General features: G+C 63.7%; 20 protein-coding genes and 1 tRNA gene. 11 read left to right on the top strand and 10 right to left on the bottom strand.

Annotated elements, in window-relative coordinates:
* Positions 1–25: 25 nt before the first annotated feature.
* Positions 26–997, top strand: coding sequence for a GlxA family transcriptional regulator (locus IEX78_RS12845; protein WP_229683920.1), 972 nt, complete (start codon positions 26–28; stop codon positions 995–997).
* Between the two features lie 357 nt (positions 998–1354).
* Positions 1355–1858, top strand: coding sequence for a hypothetical protein (locus tag IEX78_RS12840; protein WP_229683919.1), 504 nt, complete (start codon positions 1355–1357; stop codon positions 1856–1858).
* Positions 1859–2077: 219 nt separating this feature from the next.
* Here IEX78_RS12840 and IEX78_RS12835 read toward each other — a convergent pair whose 3' ends face one another.
* The 4 genes from IEX78_RS12835 to IEX78_RS12820 all read right to left on the bottom strand — a co-directional run bounded on the left by IEX78_RS12835 (position 2078) and on the right by IEX78_RS12820 (position 6108).
* A complete protein-coding gene (locus tag IEX78_RS12835; RefSeq protein WP_188829119.1) occupies positions 2078–2512 on the bottom strand; it encodes a Fic family protein in 435 nt (144 codons plus the stop codon).
* Between the two features lie 205 nt (positions 2513–2717).
* Positions 2718–3797, bottom strand: coding sequence for a HigA family addiction module antitoxin (locus IEX78_RS12830; RefSeq protein ID WP_188829118.1), 1080 nt, complete (start codon positions 3795–3797; stop codon positions 2718–2720).
* Positions 3798–3822: 25 nt separating this feature from the next.
* Positions 3823–4122, bottom strand: a complete 300-nt coding sequence (locus IEX78_RS12825) for a type II toxin-antitoxin system RelE/ParE family toxin (RefSeq protein WP_188829117.1) — start codon at positions 4120–4122, stop codon at positions 3823–3825.
* A 150-nt stretch (positions 4123–4272) separates the two neighbouring features.
* Positions 4273–6108, bottom strand: coding sequence for an acyl-CoA dehydrogenase (locus IEX78_RS12820; RefSeq protein WP_188829562.1), 1836 nt, complete (start codon positions 6106–6108; stop codon positions 4273–4275).
* A gap of 199 nt (positions 6109–6307) precedes the next feature.
* On the opposite strand from IEX78_RS12820, the gene IEX78_RS12815 reads away from it, so the two are divergent.
* Together IEX78_RS12815 and IEX78_RS12810 are read left to right on the top strand one after the other, a co-directional pair.
* On the top strand, positions 6308–6922 hold the full coding sequence (locus IEX78_RS12815) for an alpha/beta hydrolase family protein (protein WP_188829116.1): 615 nt from the start codon (positions 6308–6310) through the stop codon (positions 6920–6922).
* Complete coding sequence (locus IEX78_RS12810; RefSeq protein WP_188829115.1) at positions 6919–7380, top strand: flavodoxin family protein; 462 nt, start codon at positions 6919–6921, stop codon at positions 7378–7380. The genes IEX78_RS12815 and IEX78_RS12810 overlap by 4 nt, the downstream gene beginning before the upstream one ends.
* A 55-nt stretch (positions 7381–7435) precedes the next feature.
* On the opposite strand, the gene IEX78_RS12805 is transcribed toward IEX78_RS12810, so the two are convergent.
* Positions 7436–8110, bottom strand: coding sequence for a class I SAM-dependent methyltransferase (locus IEX78_RS12805; protein WP_188829114.1), 675 nt, complete (start codon positions 8108–8110; stop codon positions 7436–7438).
* Between the two features lie 25 nt (positions 8111–8135).
* Positions 8136–9188, bottom strand: coding sequence for a glycoside hydrolase family 183 protein (locus IEX78_RS12800; protein ID WP_188829561.1), 1053 nt, complete (start codon positions 9186–9188; stop codon positions 8136–8138).
* Positions 9189–9503: 315 nt separating this feature from the next.
* On the opposite strand from IEX78_RS12800, the gene IEX78_RS12795 reads away from it, so the two are divergent.
* Entirely contained in the window at positions 9504–10001 is a 498-nt protein-coding gene (locus IEX78_RS12795) for a flavin reductase family protein (RefSeq protein WP_188829113.1), read from the top strand.
* Positions 10002–10050: 49 nt separating this feature from the next.
* Here IEX78_RS12795 and IEX78_RS12790 read toward each other — a convergent pair.
* A tRNA-Gly gene (locus IEX78_RS12790) sits at positions 10051–10121 on the bottom strand.
* Positions 10122–10222: 101 nt separating this feature from the next.
* Here IEX78_RS12790 and dcd point away from each other — a divergent pair.
* On the top strand, positions 10223–10822 hold the full coding sequence (dcd, locus tag IEX78_RS12785; RefSeq protein ID WP_188829112.1) for a dCTP deaminase: 600 nt from the start codon (positions 10223–10225) through the stop codon (positions 10820–10822).
* Here dcd and IEX78_RS12780 read toward each other — a convergent pair.
* Complete coding sequence (locus tag IEX78_RS12780) at positions 10735–11247, bottom strand: hypothetical protein (RefSeq protein WP_229683918.1); 513 nt, start codon at positions 11245–11247, stop codon at positions 10735–10737. The two genes, dcd and IEX78_RS12780, sit on opposite strands and share 88 nt — an antisense overlap.
* 161 nt (positions 11248–11408) lie before the next feature.
* Here IEX78_RS12780 and IEX78_RS12775 point away from each other — a divergent pair, with 161 nt between their 5' ends.
* The 3 genes from IEX78_RS12775 (at position 11409) to IEX78_RS12765 (ending at position 15935) form a co-directional block, all read left to right on the top strand.
* A complete protein-coding gene (locus IEX78_RS12775) occupies positions 11409–12662 on the top strand; it encodes a helix-turn-helix domain-containing protein (protein WP_373291576.1) in 1254 nt (417 codons plus the stop codon).
* A gap of 89 nt (positions 12663–12751) precedes the next feature.
* Complete coding sequence (locus IEX78_RS12770) at positions 12752–13999, top strand: pyridoxal phosphate-dependent aminotransferase (protein WP_373291574.1); 1248 nt, start codon at positions 12752–12754, stop codon at positions 13997–13999.
* A 664-nt stretch (positions 14000–14663) separates the two neighbouring features.
* Positions 14664–15935, top strand: coding sequence for a YibE/F family protein (locus IEX78_RS12765; protein WP_188829110.1), 1272 nt, complete (start codon positions 14664–14666; stop codon positions 15933–15935).
* A gap of 206 nt (positions 15936–16141) precedes the next feature.
* Here IEX78_RS12765 and IEX78_RS12760 read toward each other — a convergent pair whose 3' ends face one another.
* Positions 16142–17386, bottom strand: coding sequence for a DUF7159 family protein (locus tag IEX78_RS12760; protein ID WP_229683917.1), 1245 nt, complete (start codon positions 17384–17386; stop codon positions 16142–16144).
* A gap of 114 nt (positions 17387–17500) precedes the next feature.
* Positions 17501–18823 carry a UDP-glucose dehydrogenase family protein gene (locus IEX78_RS12755; RefSeq protein ID WP_188829109.1) on the bottom strand — a complete coding sequence of 441 codons (1323 nt, stop codon included), beginning with the start codon at positions 18821–18823 and terminating at the stop codon, positions 17501–17503.
* A gap of 132 nt (positions 18824–18955) precedes the next feature.
* Between IEX78_RS12755 and IEX78_RS12750 the strand changes: the two genes are divergently transcribed.
* Positions 18956–19480, top strand: coding sequence for a YdcF family protein (locus IEX78_RS12750; RefSeq protein WP_229683916.1), 525 nt, complete (start codon positions 18956–18958; stop codon positions 19478–19480).
* A gap of 55 nt (positions 19481–19535) precedes the next feature.
* The gene (locus tag IEX78_RS12745) at positions 19536–20306 is read left to right on the top strand and encodes a DUF3800 domain-containing protein (protein ID WP_188829108.1); all 771 of its coding nucleotides are present in this window, start codon (positions 19536–19538) and stop codon (positions 20304–20306) included.
* The last annotated feature ends 169 nt before the right edge of the window (positions 20307–20475 follow it).

The raw sequence follows: 20475 nt of genomic DNA, 5'->3' as shown, positions 1-20475 counted from the left end.
TGCAAATACCGACATGGAGGTTCGCGTGAGTCGACTGGTAGTGATCGTGCTGTTTGATGGGGTCGACCTGCTCGACGTCACCGGGCCGCCCGAGGTGTTTTCCCTGCTAGAGCGCGAATTGGGCGGGGAGAGCGGGTACCGCGTTGTGCTCGCCGCCGCTTCGCTTGACCCGGTTACCACCTCGGCCGGGGTTCGGATTCTGCCCGACGTCACCTTCGCCGACGTCGCCAATGTCGACACGCTGATCGTCCCCGGCGCGGTTGAACCTGACGAGCAGCATGGGGTCAAGGCCGTGGTCAGCGACGATCTGGTCGCCACAGTGCGCGACCTCGCCGACGGGGCAAGGCGTGTCACGTCGGTGTGCGTCGGCGCGCACATCCTGGCCGCCGCTGGCCTCCTCGACGGCAAGCGCGCGACAACGCACTGGTCGACCGCCCGTCAGCTCGCGGCCGAGCACCCAGCTATCGAGGTCGACGCCGACCCCATCTACATCCGCGCCGACAACGTCTGGACCGGCGCAGGCATCTCCGCCTGCCTCGACCTCACCCTCGCGCTCGTCGCCGACGACTTCGGCGACGCACTCGCGTTGCGCGTCGCGCGCCAGTTGGTGATGTATCTGAAGCGGCCGGGTGGGCAGAGCCAGTTCAGCGTCGCGCTTGATCCGCCGTCGACGAGCCGACGCGTAGATGACTTGCGGCACTTCATCACTCGCAATATCGCGGCCGAATTGTCGGGCCCACAGCTCGCCGAGCACGCGCATCTGAGCGAGCGGCAACTCGCGCGCGTCTTCCGCACCGAACTGGGGATGACACCTGCCGCGTACGTGGAGAAGGCGCGGGTTGAGGTGGCGCGGCAGCGGTTGGAAACCACCGACGATGGTTTGCAAAAGATCGCGACTACCTGCGGATTCAACACTGTAGACACGCTCGCCCGCGCATTTCGCCGGCGGCTCGATACGACGCCAGCCGAATATCGGGCTCGTTTTCGCATGAGCTGATCGACGAAAGATGTTGTGCGTTACAGGGATTCGCTGTGAGATTACTCATTTTCGCAGTGGTCATTAGCTAGTGGGTAGCGAGTACGCGCGAGTAACCGAATCGTACTGTGTCTACCTGTTATTTCCTCGCGACGCTAAGTAATTGCGATGCGGCCGTGTGGGCTGCGTTTGGGCTTGTTGCCAGGGTGCCAATCCAATGCGATTGTCGCGCTGGTTAATCCGCGGCATTCGAACATCCGGGTACCCACAATTGTCGGACTTTGAGTCCTTTTAACCGGTTTGTTAGTACTTGTCACAGCGGGCCAATCGGACCGCGCCGACCGCGTCACTCTCGATTTGCGTTGTGGAGGAAGCGTTTTGAGCACATTTTCGACCCGGGTGTTCCGCACGATCGTCGCTGCGGCCACCATCCCCCTATTACTTTGCCCCGCGTTGGCAAGCGCCGACACAGGAAGTGCTGACACGGGCAGCGCGGGGATCGACATCCTTGGCGACCTGCTCGATGTTGGCAGCGGCGTACTGAGCGGTTCCGGCGGCGATGGTTCGTCCGACGGGCCAACGCAGCCATGCAACCGATCGCGCAAATCAGGCGGCGCGGGTGTCACAACAACCACCCATTCGTTGGGTCGCAGCGGTCCGCTTTCGTTCGTGCTCACGTACGAAACGTTCAGCATCCCGGACCGAATTCAGGTGTTCTACCAGGGCGCCCAGGTCCACGACACCGGTTACGTTGGCGACCAAATCAACCAGGGAACCGGTTCGGCGACCGTCCGGTTGCCCGCGGGGTCGGCGACAACGGTGAGCGTGAAGGTAACCGGACCCAGCAACACGCAGTGGGAATACACGGTTAACTGCCCGTAAGCGAGGGGTAGGGGACGGTTGGCGGACCGTCCCCTTCCAGCTACACGTAGGACCCGCGCTCGTGATCAATCCGTGATAGAAATGCGCAACTTAGTTAGAGGAGTTACGCATGAAGACCACCCTGATCGCCGATGCCGACGTCGCTCTGTTCGACGCCATCACGAACTTCGCCACAATCTTGTTCCTCGGTTCGTCCACGCTCACCGCGTAGAAACCGGATCAGATTTCCCCCGACATCACCGCTAGCACCTCGGGCGCCGCGAAGAAACGTTGGCGCCCGCGGGTGATCTCTACGAGAATGCCTGCGGCAACAAGCTTTTCGAGGTTCAGCGTGGCTGAGCGATGGGTGACGTTGAGCGCCTCCTTCGCACCATTAATGCTGATAATCGGCACCCGAAATAGCTCATCGATCAATGCGGGAAGAAGCGCCGACGATCGGGCCTTCGCCACCCGACCGCGCAGTTCGCTGCGCAGCGCGTCCAAACGAAGTGCCCGGCCAAGACTGTCGTGCGCCTGTTCGGTGATCACTTCGAGGAAGAACTCGAACCAACTGAGCCAATCGCCCTGCGTCGAAACACCAAGCAGCCCAGCGTAATACCGGTCCCGGCGAGGCTCGATGTACGCCGTGAGGTCGAGCAGGGGCGCGGGCAGCAAAATACCTGCACGCCGACGGCGACCTTCCGCCGCTGTCTGGAGAGCACGGCTTCGCGGCGAACGAGGGCGCGAGCGAATATCTCGGGACTGGAAGTCCTTGAGAAGCGCGCCGACTCCCTCAGGGCTTGTGATACTTTTTCGGCCGAAAAGTATCACAGCGGGGAGCTAGTGCTACTTAAGTAGCACAAGTGCGGAGCACCATCTCCTACTCCCAAACGCTGAGATAGGTTCTGACGTTGGGTGTCAGATCTCGGAGGTGCGACCACGGCAGCTTGCCCTGGTATTGCAAGCGACCCACGATGAGACCCGGGTGGACGCCAAGTGCTGCGGCGCGCTGGGTGACGGCGCGTTTCGAAATCGGTGCGGAGATCCCCAGTGGCTCCGGCAACGCCCAGCCCATCGCGCACCGATCAGCATCGCGCTCGGCCTTATTCTCGGTGGCCGCGCACACGTCCGAATCGAGGGCTATTCCGCTAGTCAGGTGTCCTAAATACACGTGCGCGAGCTCATGAAGCAGCGTGAATACGACGCTGTCGATGCGCTGAATTCGGCCAGACAACGCGATGACGGGTATGCCTGACCTATCGAGGTATGCCCCACCATCGATCTTGCCCGCCTTGAAGGGCGGTACGTGAACCAGGCGGATCCCGTACTCAAGGAACAGGTCCGGCAAGCCGGAAAGGGCCTCCGGTTCGGCTACCCGACGCACTACCTCGCTCGCGAGCTCCCGGATATCTCCCAGCGGACGGGCGGCGGAATTATCGAGGCGCGCGGCTCGCTTCACGCAGGAAATCCAGGCCAACTGCGCGGGGGAGATGGGCGCACCTTCGTCTGATCGCCGTGCGGCGAACTTGATCGAAGGCGTGCTGGTTGTGTCACTGATTCCGAGGAGCGCGCACACGGCGGCCTCCTCCTCGTCTATTCCCGCGTCCTGGGGCACGATCCCACGCTGTCGCAGTTCGTGCATTGGAACGAGCTGCGACAGACGGGCGCGCCGGGAAACCGTTGCGGCCTTTTGGGGTTCAGCTCGCGCGACCTTCCAGAGGCGGTAGGTGTCCTGCAGGCGTAGCCAGGTGGATGCCTCGGTCCCGGTTGCCGCGGCAATTTCCACCGCGGTTTCGACGGTGATCTCCTTGTGCCCGTTGAGGATCTCCGACACTGCCTGAGTTGGCCTGCCCAAAATGTGGGCGAATTCGGCAACAGACCATCCGCGTGCGTCGATTTCGTCTCTGAGGTACTCGCCAGCGGGAAATGCTTGCGCGGGCAGCCCAGTCTTTTCGCTCATGTCTAGGCCTCCCCTTCCGTACAGGTCAGTGGTAGTCGCAAAGTTCGAGGACAACCACGACGCGGCCCTCGTGATCAGTCTTGAACTGTAGGATCAAGCGCCACTTTCTGGTGAGCCTGATTGAGTACTGTCCCTGGCGGTCGCCTTTGAGCTTTTCCAGGTTGAGCGCTCGGAAGTTGCGTAGCTCGACTTCACTGGACGCCGCTTGCAGGAGGTTGACCTTCTTGCGATACGCGGTAACCGCCTCGGGGTCCAGCCCTTTGATTCGAAACTTCTCCACTTCCCAGAGGGAACGAAGTTCTGCCTTCGCGAACTCTAGCCGCACTCCGTTTCCCCTCCTTCACCCTATAGGTGATGGTGAGTTTACACAGAGTGTTGGTGGAGTCGAAACGCAATCTTGACCTGTGGAAACAGCGAAGGCCCGGAGTTGGGGGCAACTCCGGGCCTTCGTGCTACTACTTCAGATCATCGCGGATCAGAACGCTGCTTCGTCCAGTTCCATGATGTCGTTGTCCAGGTTGGCCAGGATCGCGCGGGTCGCGGTGAGCTCGGGGAGCACGTTGCGGGCGAAGAACTGGGCCGATGCGACCTTGCCGGTGTAGAACGCGACGTCGGCGCCGGTCGCGCCGTTGTCGAGTGCGGCGAGGGCGATCTCGGCCTGGTTCAGCAGCATCCAGCCGATGAACAGGTCGCCGACAGCCATCAGGAAGCGGACCGAACCGAGGCCGACCTTGTACAGCTCGGTCGGCTGCTCCTGCGCACCCATGAGGTGGCCGGTGAGGGTGGCGGCCATCGTCTGCACGTCTTCGAGCGCGGTGGCGAGCAGCTTGCGCTCACCCTTGAGGCGCTCGTTGGCGTTGTCGGCAGCCAGGAACTTCTGGATCTGACCGGCGACGTGCGCCAGAGCAACACCACGGTCACGCGCGATCTTGCGGAAGAAGAAGTCCTGCGCCTGGATGGCGGTGGTGCCTTCGTACAGCGAGTCGATCTTGGCGTCGCGGATGTACTGCTCGATCGGGTAATCCTGGAGGAAGCCCGAGCCACCGAAGGTCTGCAGCGAGTCGGTGAGGTACTGGTAGGCACGCTCGGAGCCGACACCCTTGACGATCGGGAGCAGCAGGTCGTTCACGCGGAACGCGACATCCTTGTCAGCACCCGAAACCGCTTCGGCGATCTCCGGGGTCTGGTGCGCCGCGGTGTAGAGGTAGATGGCACGCAGGCCCTCGGCGTACGCCTTCTGCATGGCAAGCGCGCGACGCACGTCGGGGTGGTGGGTGATGGTCACGCGAGGCGCGGCCTTGTCGGTCATCTGGGTGAGGTCGGCACCCTGGACGCGGGTCTTGGCGTACTCAAGCGCGTTGAGGTAGCCGGTCGACAGGGTCGCGATGGCCTTGGTGCCAACCATCATGCGGGCGTTCTCGATCACGTCGAACATCTGCGCGATGCCGTTGTGGACCTCGCCGACGAGCCAGCCCTTGGCCGGGATGCCGTGGCCGCCGAAGGTGACCTCACAGGTGGCCGAAGCCTTGATGCCCATCTTGTGCTCGACGTTGGTGACGAACACGCCGTTGCGATCGCCGAAGGTCTCGGTCTCGAAGTCGAAGTGCGTCTTCGGGACGTAGAACAGCGAAAGACCCTTGGTGCCCGGGCCAGCGCCTTCGGGGCGGGCGAGCACGAGGTGCATGATGTTTTCGAACAGGTCGTCGGAGTCACCCGAGGTGATGAAGCGCTTGACGCCCTCGATGTGCCACGAGCCGTCTTCCTGCTTGATGGCCTTGGTGCGGCCCGCGCCGACGTCGGAACCCGCGTCGGGCTCGGTCAGGACCATGGTGGCACCCCAGTTGCGCTCGGCGATCTTGGCCGCCCAGCCCTTCTGCTCTTCGGTGCCGTTGTTGAAGAAGACCTGCGCGAAGCCAGCGCCAGCGGCGTACATCTGGATGGGCGGGTTGGCACCGAGCACCATTTCGCCGAGCGCCCAGGTGATCGCCGAAGGGGCGTTCAGGCCGCCGAGCTCCTCGACAACACCAACCTTGGCCCACTCGCCGTCTTCAAGCGCCTTGTAGGACTTCTTGAACGACTCGGGGAGGGTGACCTTGTGGGTGTTGGGGTCGAAGGTCGGGGGGTTGCGGTCGGCGTCGGCGAACGACTCGGCCAGCGGGCCCTCGGCCAGACGACGGACCTCGGAGAGCATTTCCTTCACGGTGTCGGTGTCAAGATCACCGAACGTGCCCGCGTCGAGCAGCTTGTCGATGCCGAGGACCTCGAAGAGGTTGAACTCGAGGTCGCGAACGTTTGCCTTGTAATGGCCCATGTGAGTACTCACTCTCCATTGAGTTCTGGTGCGGTCGGTGGTGGTGCCGTTCCCGCCCGTCGTGACGTCCACCGGGTAGCTATCCGGTTTTCCGCATGCTACTCGCGGGTAACTTAACTGCCATATTACCGCTGAGTAATGCCCTGGGCAAAGGGGTGTCGAGCAATGTGACGCGGAAAACACGCGGCTAGGGTTGGGTGTGCGCATCGAGACCACATTCGGGCCTGCGGAGGTTGATCTTGACGAGGTCGACGACCCGCGATTCCTACTCGCGATCACGCACGGCGCAGGTGGTGGGTGCGATACGAAAGACATTGTGGCCGTTGCTGATTCAGCACGTGAAGCCGGTGGTGTTGTCGCTCGGATCACCCAGCCCTATCGCGTCGCGGGCCGTCGCGCGCCCGGTTCGGCGGTGAATCAAGACCAAGCGTGGCGCGAAATCATCGCGGCATTGCGTGACCGATTCGGGGCCATACCTGTCATGGTGGGTGGACGGTCAAACGGTGCGCGCGTGGCGTGTCGAACGGCCGTCGACATCGGCGCGGCGGGCGTGGTCGCGCTGTCGTTCCCACTGCACCCGCCGGGCAAGCCGGAGAAGAGTCGGCGCGACGAACTGCTCGCGACCGGCGACATCGACGTCGTCGTCATCAACGGCGGCAGCGACCCGTTTGGCGTCCCGGATGCGGCCGACGCCGCCGAAGTGCGGGTAATTCCGAAACAGGCGCACTCGTTTAGAACAGGGTTCGACACGATCGCGGAAACGGTGCGACCCTGGTGGTCACGGTGGATCGAGGAAGGGGGTTCGAAACCATGAAGGCTGTCATTGTGTGCGCGTCGAAGTCGCACGGGAACACGCGCGCGATTGCGGACGAGATCGGGTCGGTGCTTGGCGCGAAGGTGGTGACGCCGGGCGAATTTAATCCCGCTGAGCTGGGCGAATACGACCTGATCGGGTTCGGATCGGGCGTCTATTTTATGTCGCTCGACCCGGTGCTCCGGCAGTTGGTCGCGTCGTTGCCGCAGGTGTATGGCAAGGACGCGTTCGTCTTCGCGACAAGCGGAATAGCCGAGCCGGGGCTGCGGCCGTACCTGCGCAATTTCAGCGCTGACCTTGAGGAAAAAGGTTTCGACGTGGTCGGTGGGTTCTCGTGTCGTGGGCTCGACACGATGGGTCCGCTGAAGTTGATCGGCGGGCTGAATAAGGGGCGGCCGAATGCCGACGATCTGGAATCGGCGCGCGGGTTCGCGGAGATGTTGTTGGGGCGGTACTGAGCGACGAACCGTGCCGCGCAGCCGCGCTCGTATCGGGTTCGGCTCCGCGGCGCGTCTACTCGCTCGGTGCCGGTTCGGGTAGCGGTTTGTCGGCGATGACAAGCGCGTCAATGGCGTCGGCTGCTTCGGTTTGGCGAAGGACAACGTCGGCGACGCGAATCGACAGCGCCCCGTTTAAGTCGGCGACAACGTCTTCGGGGGTAAACAAGATCGACGGGTCTTGCGGGCCGCCGTAGCCCTTTTCGATGTTGCGGGTGTCGTGGCCGAGCACGAGCAGCACGCCGCCCGGCGACAGCATCGCGGCGAGGTCGGTGAGCAAGGCGCGACGCTGGTCAGCGGGCAGATGGACGAAGACGACCAAGATCAATTCGTATGGCCCGGTGATGCCCGCTTCGCGCAACGCGGTGATGTCGGCGCAGGTCCAGTCGATGCGCGAGCGGACCGAACGGGAAAGACGAGCGGCGACCGTGCGGCCCTTATCGATGCCGACCTGGGAGAAATCGACCGCGTCGACCTTCCAGCCGTGGGTGGCGAGCCAGAGGGAATGCCTGCCTTCGCCTGCGGCGAGGTCGAGGGCGCGCGGTTGGTCGGGTGCGGGACCGCTCGCCGACGGGAGTAGCGGAATGCGCCGGTCAAGGCCGTAAACGTATTCAACGACCGTGCTGTTTGGCGGTGCGCCCCACACTAATTCGGTGCGGGCGTACCGCTCGTCCCATTCCCGCGCGTCCATGCGGTTCAGTGTATGGACCCCGGTGCTAGAGCGTGGTGCGCATGAGCACCACGTTGTACTGGTGATGGATCGTGGTCATGAAGTACAGGTCGCGCCCGGTTTGGTACGGGAAGATCGACGGCGCATAGGCGCTCGGCAATTCGCGGGTGTCGATGAGCACTTCCGGCGCGCTCCACGGACCTTCCGGCGAAGGTGCGCGGCGCATCACGATGGAGTCGAACGGGTCGCTTGTCAGCGAAACGTACTGGCCTAGGTAGTCGTTGTACTGCACCGATAGCTCGCCGACGTGCTGCATGATCGGGGCCGCGGTGTTGATGTCGCGGTTCCAGCCGCCGCCGTCGAAGTACTCGTACGCGCCAAGGTCTTCGAGCTTGTTTTCGGGAACGCGCGCGACGTACGCGGTGCGATCGCGACCCGCCGCCGTCCCGTATTCGTACAGGTAGCCGCCCGATTTCACGAAGGCGTTCATCTGGAAGTTCGCGTTCGCGCCCTCGTTCGGGCGACGCGTGTGGTCGAGTTCGTGCCAGGTCTCGCCGTTGTCGGTCGACGTCGCGAGCCCGGCGAAGTTGGTCGTCCACCCGCCCGGGCGGTCCCACGTTTTCACCGACATCAGCGACATGTACTGGTTGCCGTTCGCCGCGATGCCCGCGGTGGGGATGCGGCTGATTTCGACGAAGGGGATTTTCGGGCTTGGGATGAGGTCGCGTGCCTGGCCGACCACGTCGCGTACGACGCTGTCGAAGTAAATGCCGCCCGACGGATCGCGAGTATCGCTGCGCACCAAGATGTTTGAGCGCCATTCCCACAAACTGCCGGTCAGCAACGTTGGCACGCCGACTCCCGCCGTGTCGCCGAACGCGGTGAGCATTTGGCCGTGGCCGTTGTCCCACATGATGCCCAGGTCGGTGCCGAGCACGTTGTAGTGCTGGGTGTTGTTCGGGCTCGCCATGCCCGTCACCTGGAATACGGCCTGGGTGCGGCCGTTGAGGGCGGGCAGGCCGACGGTGCCGTTGAGGACGGGGATCGGATTAATCAGGTTGGGATTCGCGCTCGCCGGGGTGGCGCCCGCGATCAGCATTGCCGCCGCGCTCACCAAAGCGGCGGAAAAGATGGCCGAACCTGTTTTGTGCACGATCGCCGATACCTCCGGGGTCGAGCCGGTAGGTGTGTCGGGCACCACATTCGGCTAGCTGGTGAATCGTCGCGACGCTAGCAGGCTTGTGAGTGAAGTGTGTAGGTTTCACAAAATTCTCGGTGAGCAACTATTAATATCGAACATTCTCGCGTGAAAGAGCGAGTTTAATCAGCTTGATCGTGGGTAAAGCCGCTGCGAATAAAGCTCTCAACGAGTGCAACCCTCGTAAGTCGACAGCGGCGGTGCTGCACTTGAACCGTGCGTGAACTACTTGATTACCCCGCAGATGGCAACGGTCTCCGCCGCGCCTTCGCCAACTTCCCGAGCGGGGTGGTCGCGGTGGCCGCTCGCGTCGACGGTGAGCCGCACGGCCTCGCGGTCGCGACGTTCGTCCCCGTCTCACTCGACCCGCCGCTCGTCTCGTTCTGTGTCCAAAACTCGTCGACGACGTGGCCGCGCATCAAAGATGTTGGCCACCTTGGCCTTTCACTGCTCGGCACCGACCAGGCTCCGGCCGCTAAGGCGCTTGGCGGTCGCAACGGAGATCGCTTCCGCGAGACGGCATTACACGACGGGACCGGCGAAGCGCTGTTCATCGACGGGGCGACGGCCTGGATCGAGGGCGTGCCGGAGTCGCAGGTGGCGGCGGGCGACCACACGGTGGTGATCTTGCGAGTGAACCGCATCGCGGCCCGAGACAACGCGGACCCGTTGGTCTTCCACGCAAGCCGCTTCCGGACGTTGCGAGCGGGATAGTGGCTTGAAAAACGAAAAAGCGCCCGGTTGCCTGGGCGCTTTTTCTTTGAGCCGATGACGGGAATCGAACCCGCGCTGTCTGCTTGGGAAGCAGAAGTTCTACCATTGAACTACATCGGCAGGCGCTCGGTTGAGCGCGATCGCGACTCTATCAGATGTCGCTACCGGACCAGCAAGGGATCGATCGAACTTCCAGCGCTAACTCTGCCTACACTTGCCCCGTGCTGCTCTCCGATCGTGACATTCGCGCCGAGATCGCCGCAGGTCGGCTCGGGGTTGAACCGATGCTCGACTCGATGGTCCAACCGTCGAGCATTGACGTGCGCCTCGACGGGCTCTTCCGCGTGTTCGACAACTCGCGCTACACCCACATCGACCCCGCTCAGCAGCAAGACGAGCTCACCAGCCTCGTCGAACCAAAGCCGGGCGAACCGTTCGTGCTGCACCCCGGTGAGTTCGTGCTCGGGTCGACGTTGGAGATGTGCAGCCTGCCCGACGACCTGGCAGGCCGACTCGAAGGCAAGTCGAGCCTGGGCCGCCTCGGCCTGCTCACGCACTCGACGGCAGGGTTCATCGACCCGGGTTTCAGCGGCCACATCACCCTTGAGCTTTCCAATGTGGCCAACTTGCCCATCACCCTGTGGCCAGGGATGAAGATCGGGCAGCTCTGCCTGATCCGACTCAGCAGCCCTGCCGAGCATCCCTACGGCAGCGCCGCCGTTGGGTCGAAGTATCAGGGCCAGCGCGGCCCAACCCCGTCGCGTTCGTATCTGAACTTCCCCCTCTCGCCTGACTCGCTTAACGCCGTCGAAAACCGTTGAGGCCCAACCTCAATCGCGGTTCGCAACACCGCCGACAGCGCGGGTAGCGCGTCGCCCAGTTGCGGGAACCGCACCCAATAGCACCCTTCGCGACTCCATTTGCCAAGGCTGGTTGGCAACATCACCGCGCTGCCAACGCCGGGCACGTCGACGTCGAGTCCGGCCAACTCGTCCGCCAACGGCCCGGCGGGGCGTTCGTCGGGCGTGGCGAGCACGCTCCAACGAATGTGGCGCGCGAGCACTGGGCCATCTTCGGCTGACGCGCGCATCGCGGCCAGCACCTTCTCAGCACGCGCGCTAGGCAGGTGCACCACACAGAGATTCGCGGTGATGGGCAGCATCACGAAACCGCCCCGCTCGCGCACGGGCAGCCCGAATTCGCGCTGGTAGCAGCGCACCCAATCGGCGACCGTTCTGGCTTCCACCTATCCAGGATCGCGCGCGAACACTGTCGCTGACCACTGCCCCGCACCGCCCTTTTACTGCCTCTGGCAATCGATTTCGCCGAAGGTGTGGTGCGTATCACTGTCGCGCTCGTACTCTGGAGTGCGAAAGTTCGCCGTGGTTGGTCACGAAAGGGGGTGTCGTGGTCGGGGAATGGACGGGCAGGGAAGCCAGGGCCCTGCGCGATGCCCAACGCATGAGCATCCGCGAGTTCGCCGCGCACCTTGGCGTGCACGAACGCCTCGTCTCCAAATGGGAGGCGGGTGGTTCGCGCGTGCGGCCGCGCCCGGTGAACCAGGCCGCCCTCGACACCTCGCTTGCCCGCTGCGATGCCGCCGTGCACGCGCGATTCGCCAGCTTCCTTGCCCCGGCCGCCGAACCTGACCTGCTTGCCGTGCCCGAGGTGATGTCGGAAAGGGAGTTGATCATGGCGGCAGCCCACGAAGCTAGCGAGCACGCGGCGAAAGCCGAAAGCACCAACGTTGGTACGACGACGTTGGCTCAACTCGACGCCGATGTGCGGCGCATCGCGCGCGAATACGCCCTTGCCGCACCAGCTTCGATGACGGTGGAAATGCTGCGGGTGCGCAGGCGCGTGTATCGGCTGCTTGACGGGCATCAGAAGCCGGTCGATACCAGTCACCTGTATTTGTTGGCTGGCACGTTGTCGGGGTTGCTCGCCAACGCGAGTACCGACCTCGGCTACCTCGACGCCGCTGGCGAACAGATAAGGGCCGCGTGGGCTTACGCGGAACTCAGCGGCAACAACGGGTTGCGCGCGTGGACACGCGGCATGCACGCGCTCATCGAGAACTGGTCGGACCGGCCGCGCAACGCCATCCAATTAGCCCGCAGCGGCGCCGAATTCGCGCAATCGGGCACCGCGACCGTGCGGCTGTTGAATATCGAAGCCCGCGTGTGGGCTCGGTTGGGTAGCGAAAGTGATGTCGATCGGTGCCTGCGGCAGGCCGAGTCGTGCACCGACGCGCGCGTCGACGACCTGCATGACGACGTCGGCGGGGTCTTCGGCTTCGCCGCGCCCAAGGCGGCCTATTACGCGGGAGCCACCTACGTGCAGCTGGGTCGCGCCGACCCCGCGCTCGCCGCGACCGAGCGCGCGATCGCGCTGTACGAAGCAGGGCCAGCCGCGCGGCGTTCGTATGGCACCGAATCGCTCGCCCGCGTCGACAACGCGACGGCGCATTTGCTCAACGGCGGCCTCGACGCTGCCGCCGACGCGCTTCGCCCGGTGCTCGCGTTGCCAGAAGATCGCCGGATCGCGCAATTGGGCGAACGGCTCATCGGAATCCGCCGTCGCATTGCCGCGCCCGGCTATCGCGATGCTGTCGAAGCACGCGGACTCGACGAGCAAATCGAGGATTTCTGTGCGTCGTGACACATCGATCCAGTTCAGCGCGCCGGTAAAGACCACTTGACGTCAGCCTTGCACAGAATCCGTTTGCCGCAGGTGGCACCATAGACGGGGTGAGTGCCAACCAGTTGCCGCATGTCCCGCCCCGCGTTCTTGAGCAGTCGACCAAGCTGCAGAACGTGCTCTACGAAATCCGTGGGCCGGTACACGCGCATGCGGCGAGGCTCGAAGCTGAGGGTCACCGCATCCTCAAGCTCAATATTGGCAACCCCGCGCCGTTCGGTTTTGAAGCGCCCGACGTGATCATGCGCGACATGATCGCCGCGCTCCCGGTCGCCCAGGGTTACTCCGAATCGAAGGGCATTCTGTCGGCGCGACGCGCGATCGTCACCCGATATGAGCTGGTACCGGGCTTTCCTGAGCTCGACGTCGACGACATTTACCTCGGCAACGGGGTCTCCGAACTCATCACCATCGTCATGCAGGCGCTGCTCGACAACGGCGACGAGGTGCTGATCCCCGCGCCCGACTACCCGCTGTGGACGGCGATGACCAGCCTCGCCGGTGGTACGCCCGTCCACTACCTGTGCGATGAGGAAAACGGCTGGCAGCCCGACATCGCCGACATCGAATCGAAGATCACCCCGCGCACCAAGGCGCTGCTGGTGATCAACCCGAACAACCCGACGGGCGCGGTGTACTCGGCTGAGGTGCTGCAACAGCTCGTCGACCTCGCGCGCAAGCACCAGCTGTTGCTGCTCGCCGACGAGATCTACGACAAGATCCTCTACGACGACGCCAAGCACATCTCGCTGGCGACGCTCGCACCCGACCTGCTGTGCCTCACGTTCAACGGTCTGTCGAAGGCGTATCGCGTCGCTGGGTACCGCTCGGGTTGGCTCGCGATCACCGGGCCGAAGGAGCACGCCGCCGGGTTCCTTGAGGGCATCGACCTGCTCGCTTCTACTCGACTGTGCCCGAATGTGCCTGCGCAGCATGCCATTCAGGTCGCGCTGGGTGGGTATCAGAGCATTGACGATTTGATCCTGCCCGGTGGGCGGTTGCTTGAGCAGCGCGACGTCGCGTGGGAGCGGCTCAACATGATCCCCGGCGTTTCCTGTGTGAAGCCGCGCGGCGCGCTGTACGCGTTCCCGCGCCTCGACCCGAACGTGCATGAGATCCACGACGACGGCAAGCTTGTGCTGGATCTGCTGCTGCAGGAAAAGATTCTGATGGTGCAGGGGACCGGGTTCAACTGGCCCGACCATGACCATCTGCGCATCGTCACGTTGCCGTGGGCGCGCGACCTTTCGGTGGCGATCGAGCGGTTTGGCAACTTCCTCTCGTCGTACCGGCAGTAGCGGACGGGACGGTTAGTAGCGTTACAAAGTGCCGCTGACCTGCTAACCGTCAAGGGCGCTATGCCCGTCACGCGCTCGTGTATGTCGCCAGAAACAGACCGCAAGTTCGGAAACTGTCCTTATTTGAAGACCTACTAGCGCAAAACTCGAATGTTTGTGTACAGTAGTCCTCGGCGCTACGGCGCCCGGCCCGGTTGTCTACCCCCCCTGGACAACCGAGAGCCTCAGGTATGAGCGCCTACCCCCCTGGGCGCCGCCTGCGGCGGCGGAGACATCCCCCTGCTCTCCGCCGCCCCTGAGTTTTTCTGTGTTTTTTCGCAGCTGACGCTGCGGGGTTTTTGGCCCAGTGACCTCTCGCTTGCGGCACATTGCTTCGGCTTCGCCGTTACGCAATGCACCGCAAACGAGAGGGGGCCAAAAACCTTGCCCTGTTTGCTTGACGGGGGGATCCTGCGTTGGGTGCCGTGGTCAGTTGGGATATTCGAATCAGGCCATCTGATAGTTGGCGTCTTCGGTTCGGCCACCCTGGTCGCGTGCCATGTTCGATCGGGCCTCCGTGATCAGCTGGCACCTTCGATCGGGCCTCCGTAATCAGTGGCATCTTTGATCAGGCCCAGCCTGGGGTCAGGCTTGTCTTCGCCCGGGTCCGTTAGGGTCAGACCTCGTGAGCGAGCATCATCATCACCACGACCACTCCGGACCGATCGCGATTAGTGCGAGCGCCGCCAAGGTGGTGGTTGGGCTTCTCGTTGCCGTTGGGGTGATCGTGTTGATCGCGACCGCCTGGTTGTGGCCCGGCGACCAGAAGGTTGAGGTTCCGCTTCCGCTGCAAACCATCTCCGGTGGGGCGTGGGAGACCGAAGCTGGCACTGTTGTCTCGCAGGATGTTGGGGCGTGCGGCAGCCCGTCGAACGGAAAAGTGTTCGCCGACAAGCCACTTGCGCCGCGCGTCGCCGCCTACGACTGCCAACGCAGCATCATCGACATTCGCTCCGGGCCGGATAAGGGCAAGCGGACGCTGTTCGAAATCGCGCCTGGCCCAGGACAACCCGACCTTTCCGCCGGCGACAGCATCCGCATGGTCCGCGCGAGCGACCCCGGCGGGCAGACGATGTACGGGTTCGAAGACTTCGCGCGCGGGCTGCCGCTTTCGCTCATTGTCGCCGCGTTCGTGATCGTGATCTGCATCGTCGCGCGGTGGCGTGGCTTCCGTGCGGTTGTCGGGTTGCTCTTCGCGTTCCTTGTGCTCGTAAAGTTCCTGCTCCCAGCACTTTTGGATGGAAAGCCAGCGATTCCGGTCGCGCTGGTTTCCGGCGCGCTCATTCTGTACGTGGTGCTCTACCTCGCCCACGGGGTGAACTTGCGGACGTCGTCGGCGCTGCTCGGCACGCTCGCATCGATGCTGGTCGCCGCAGTTTTGTCGTGGGTCGCGTTGAAGATGACGCACCTGACGGGACTTTCCGAAGAACAGAACACGACGGTCGCGACTTACCTCCAACACGTGAGCATCACCGGATTGTTGTTGGCGGGCTTCATCATTGGCTCGCTCGGCGTGCTCAACGATGTCACGATCACGCAGGCGTCAGCGGCGTTCGAACTCGCTGCACTCGACGAAGGTGCGACACGGCGCGAAATCTTCACCGCCACCATGCGAGTGGGCCGCGACCACATCGCGAGCACGGTCTACACGCTTGTCCTCGCGTACGCGGGTGGGGCGCTGCCGCTGCTGCTGCTGTTTAGCGTCGCTGGGCGGTCGTTTACCGATGTGCTCACGAGCGATGCGGTCGCGATCGAGATCGCCCGCTCGGCGGTTGGCGGTATCGCCCTGTCGCTTTCGGTGCCATTGACGACGGCGATCGCGGTGGTTTTGGCGCGGCCGTTTGGAAGCGGGCCGAAGCCGGAGGTTGCGCCGCGGGCACGTCACGCTCGGCACTGAGCGGCACCGACCAAGATCAGCACGCTGTGGTGGCGAAACCCACTCGGCCGTTGCCGCCACCAAAGCGTGCTCACGGGGTTGGGTGTTGAGGCAGCCGGGTCGCGCCAGCGGAACTCCGGTCGGGAGGCTTCACTCGGGCGAGGCGCTGAGCCTGCGGCGTCGCGCCGGGGAAGTTCGGCCGAGGTGAGTCCACCGTTCAGCGGCGCTTACAGGCCCGGTAGGACTCCTGGGGGGAGGGTCGGGAGGATGACCGGGGGGAGGCCCGGGACGACGGTGATCGTGTTCGGGCCGGGGGCGGGGGGTGCTGGGGCCGTTGTCGTCGGTGCCGTTGTCGCCGGGGGTGCGGCGGCGGTTTCGTGTTGCATTTCCGTCGTTGTTGGCGTGAGCGACGTGGTCGGTGAATGGTCGCTTGGGCGCGGTGCGGTGGTCACCGGGACGGCCTGGGTGTCGCTTGTCGACCCGCGTTCCATGACCTCAGGGCCGAAACCGAGGCCGAGGCCGATCGCGCTGAGTACGACCAGCGACGAAACCGCAGCGGTCGCGGCGCTGATCTCCCGACGCGAATGCGTGCGATCAACCAAGGTGCGCAACGGGTTTGGGCGTCGCGCGGGTGCGGTCAACCACGCTGGGGTTTCGGTGTCAGCGAACTGCTCAGTGAGCGGCGACGCGGGCGCGATCGCGACGTTCGCTGGTCGGGCGAGGAGCGCGGCACCGCGTGCCAGGACCGTCTCCGGTTCCGTCGGGACGATTACCCCGACGCCGATCGTGCGCTCAAGAACGCGCGCGATCAACGGGATTCGACCGCCACCGCCGATCACCAACACCGCCTGAACGGGGTGCTGGGAGCGGATGATGGCGTCGCGGGTCATGCGTGCCGACGACTCGATCGCCAGCATCATCAGCGCTTCAAAATTCTCGCGAGTAAGCAGGACAAGGCCCTGCTCACTCGGTAGCGCGACGGCGTTGTTGCTCGACAACTGCTCTTTCGCGGCGCGGCAGTGCGCGTCGAGTGCGGCAAGCCCAGCCGGGTCGGCTGGGTGCGCGATGCGACCCGATGCGATCTGCTGCTCGCGGATCAGCGAATCGAGGTAGTCGCCGCTGATGTCGCTCATGCGCTCGGTTTGGTAGACGTCGCACGTGCGGGTGTTGATCACGCTGACCGTGAGCCCCGTCGCGCCGAGGTCGTATACGGCCAGTGCGGTGACTTCGCGCAGATCGGCGGTGGCGTGCGCGAAATGGACGGCGGCGACGGCTTCGGGGACAAGCTGGTAGTTCGTGACCTGCCTGCGTGCCATCGCCGCACGCAACCCGCGCGCTTGGCCCTCGGTGCGGAACGTGATGGTTGATGCCGCGACGTCCGGCGTCGACGTGATCGCCGCCGCTGCCGCTTCCTCAACCTCAGCTTCGGGAACTGAAACAGATTGCAGCTCGAATGAGTAAGGCGGCTGCATGGGATCCCCGTGCACCGGACGCGCGAGACGTACGGTGCCCGCCCCCACCGAAACTCCCAAAACCGAACTCATCTGATGCCCATCTCGTTGCCAACACCCCGCTGGGCCGCCACTTTACGGGGTGCCGAGTCCTGCGTACACCCACCCGGCATCGCGCCAGGTCGCAGCGGTTAAGCAATTACGGCCGTCGATGATCGAACGGGAACGTACCACCGGGGCGAGGTCGGCCGGAGTCAAAGCGGTGAACTCGTTCCACTCGGTGAGCACGAGCACCACATCGGCGCGGTCACACGCTTCGGCGATCGACGTCGCGTAATTGAGCGTGGGGAAAACGCGCCGACTGTTTTCGACGGCTTTCGGGTCATAAACGGTGACGACCGCGCCGTGAAGTTGGATCATGCCAGCGACATTGAGCGCGGGGGAGTCGCGCACATCGTCGGACTCGGGTTTGAACGCCGCGCCGAGCACCGCGACGTTCGCGCCGAGTAGCGAACCACCGCATGCGCGGGCGGCCATGTCGACGACCTTCGTGCGACGCCGCATGTTGATGTTGTCGACCTCACGCAAAAACGCGACGGCGTGGTCGGCACCCAACTCACCCGAACGGGCCATGAACGCGCGAATATCTTTTGGCAGGCAGCCGCCGCCGAAACCGAGGCCGGCGTTGAGGAAGCGGCGGCCGATGCGGGCGTCGTAGCCGAGGGCGTCGGCGAGCATGGTGACGTCGGCACCGGTTGCTTCGCAGACTTCCGAGACGGCGTTGATGAAGGAGATTTTGGTTGCGAGGAAGGCGTTGGCGGAGACCTTGACCAGCTCGGCCGTCGCGAGATCGGTTAGGAGGAACGGGATTTCGCTGTTGATGAGGTCGGCGTAGATCTCGCGAATCTGTTCTTCGACCCAATTCGATTGGGCGCGTTCGCGATCCAGGCCGAGCACTAGTCGATCGGGGGACAGGGTGTCTTGGACGGCGAAGCCTTCGCGAAGGAACTCTGGGTTCCACGCGACTTCGACGTTGACGCTTGCCTTTTCGCGCGCACGCTCACCGAGGGCGGCGGCGGTGCCGACGGGCACGGTCGACTTGCCGATGATCATGCCGTCGCGTTCCATGATCGGCGCGAGCGAATCAACAACGGCGTGAACGTATTTCAAGTCGGCGCCGTACTCGCCCTTCTTCTGCGGAGTGCCGACACCGAGGAAATGGACGTCGGCGTGTGCGGCCGCGTCCTCGTAGTCGGTCGTGAACCGCAACCGGCCCGCTGCCAGGTTGCGTTGAAGAACTTCCTCAAGGCCGGGCTCGTAAAACGGGACGATCCCGTCGGCGAGCTTGGCGACCTTGCCCGGATCGACGTCGACCCCCACCACATCGTGGCCCAGTTCGGCCATACACGCGGCATGCGTGGCCCCCAGGTACCCCGTTCCGAAGACTGTGCATCGCATGTACTCGTTGGTAAGCGCCGTGCGTTGCTACGCCGCGTCACGCGGGTGGTTTTGCGCGCAACACTTGGTGTACAGGGGGAGACGCGAGGGTTCTACCTGCGGTTTCTTGGTTTGGCCGGGTACGATCGGGCGATGCGGCTGATGGTTAGGGGGCTTGTCGTCGCGGTCGCGTTTGTGCTTGGGGTTTGGGTGATGCTGTGGCCGGTTTATGTGCGGCCGGTTGTTGACGAGCCGCTTGTCGCCGACGCGATTTTGGTGCTCGGCGGTGCGCACGACGGGCGCGAGGAACTGGGTTTGTCGCTGGCCGCCGCCGGTTACGCACCGCGCGTGCTGATTTCGGACCCATACGAATACAGCGGCTTAGTGAACCGAATTTGCCACGGCGGCTACAGCTTTGAGGTGGTGTGCTTCGACCCATCGCCGCGCACGACGCTTGGTGAGGGACGGGCGTTGCGTTCGTTCGGTGCGAATTGGTCGAGGGTGATCGTGGTGACCTTCACCCCGCACATCTCCCGAGCCCGCCACGTCCTCGGCGAATGTTGGTCGGGGGAACTACTTTTCGTCGACGTTGGCCGCGAACTGACGCCGTGGCGGTGGGCGTACGACTACGTGTACCAGAGCGCGGGGTATGTGAAGGGTGCGTTCGTTGAGTGCTAGAGGTCTGCTCTAGCCGTATCGTTGGCAGCCAAATTCGGGTAGTACATTCGGTCGAATGCCGACAACCCCGAGAGTGTGGGCCTACATCGACGAAACGGGCGACCGTGGAAGTGGGCCAAATTCCAGCCCGGTCTTCGGCATGGCGGCGGTAATAGTCGACGACCTGAGTGCGCCGGAGTTGCGTTCCGCCGTTACTACGTTGCGGACGGACTTCGGCGTGCCTGCCGGAAAAGTGATGTCGTGGAAGGAGCACGTCAAGAACCACGACCGGCGCAAGCGGGCTTCCGCAGTGCTCGCCGGAGTGCCAAACCTGCACGTCTGTTATGTCTTTGCCGTGAAGAACGAAGTTGACCCGAGCAGCTATATCTGCGACCCGGTGCGTTTCTACAACTTCGTTGCCCTTGAGACTTATCGGTCGGTCGCAGGAGCAGCACGTGATCTATATGGCACTGACGCGCGGCTCTGGACTCGGTATGGGCATGTTCGGGGGCACGACCACAACACCACGGACGCTTACATCCGCAGGAAATCCCAGACAGACGAGCGGATTCCTTGGCACATGGAGCAAGGGCTTCGGTGGGTATCGGCGGATAAGTACCTGGAGAGTCAAGCTGCCGACCTGTATGGAGGGTTCCTCAAAGCCGCGATCTGGCCGTCCGGTGAGTTCGGCTACACCGAGTCGGCCTATCTCATGTCGATTTGGCACCAGATTCGGGCAAGCGAACACTGCGTTGTACCCCATGGACTCAGATCGATGCCGGATACCGGACTCGTGGCGAAGATGGAGTGGTTCCCGTGCCGCCCATGCCCAAAGATCCCGTCGTAAGGCGGGAGATTACAACAGGTCCTTGAGAGCCTCCGTGGGCCGATCCACTTAAGGAGGGCGGTGGCAGCACCGCTGGCATTCCACGGCAGGCGCTCAAAGACCTGTATACGAACACGATAGCTGATGCACCGGACCTGGGCCATCAGGGTGCGACCCGATACACAAGTGA

Origin of the sequence: Nocardia camponoti, from assembly GCF_014646135.1 — a bacterium.
In the GTDB taxonomy this organism is placed as follows: Bacteria; Actinomycetota; Actinomycetes; order Mycobacteriales; family Mycobacteriaceae; genus Nocardia; species Nocardia camponoti.
This window is presented reverse-complemented; position numbering and strand designations above follow the sequence as displayed.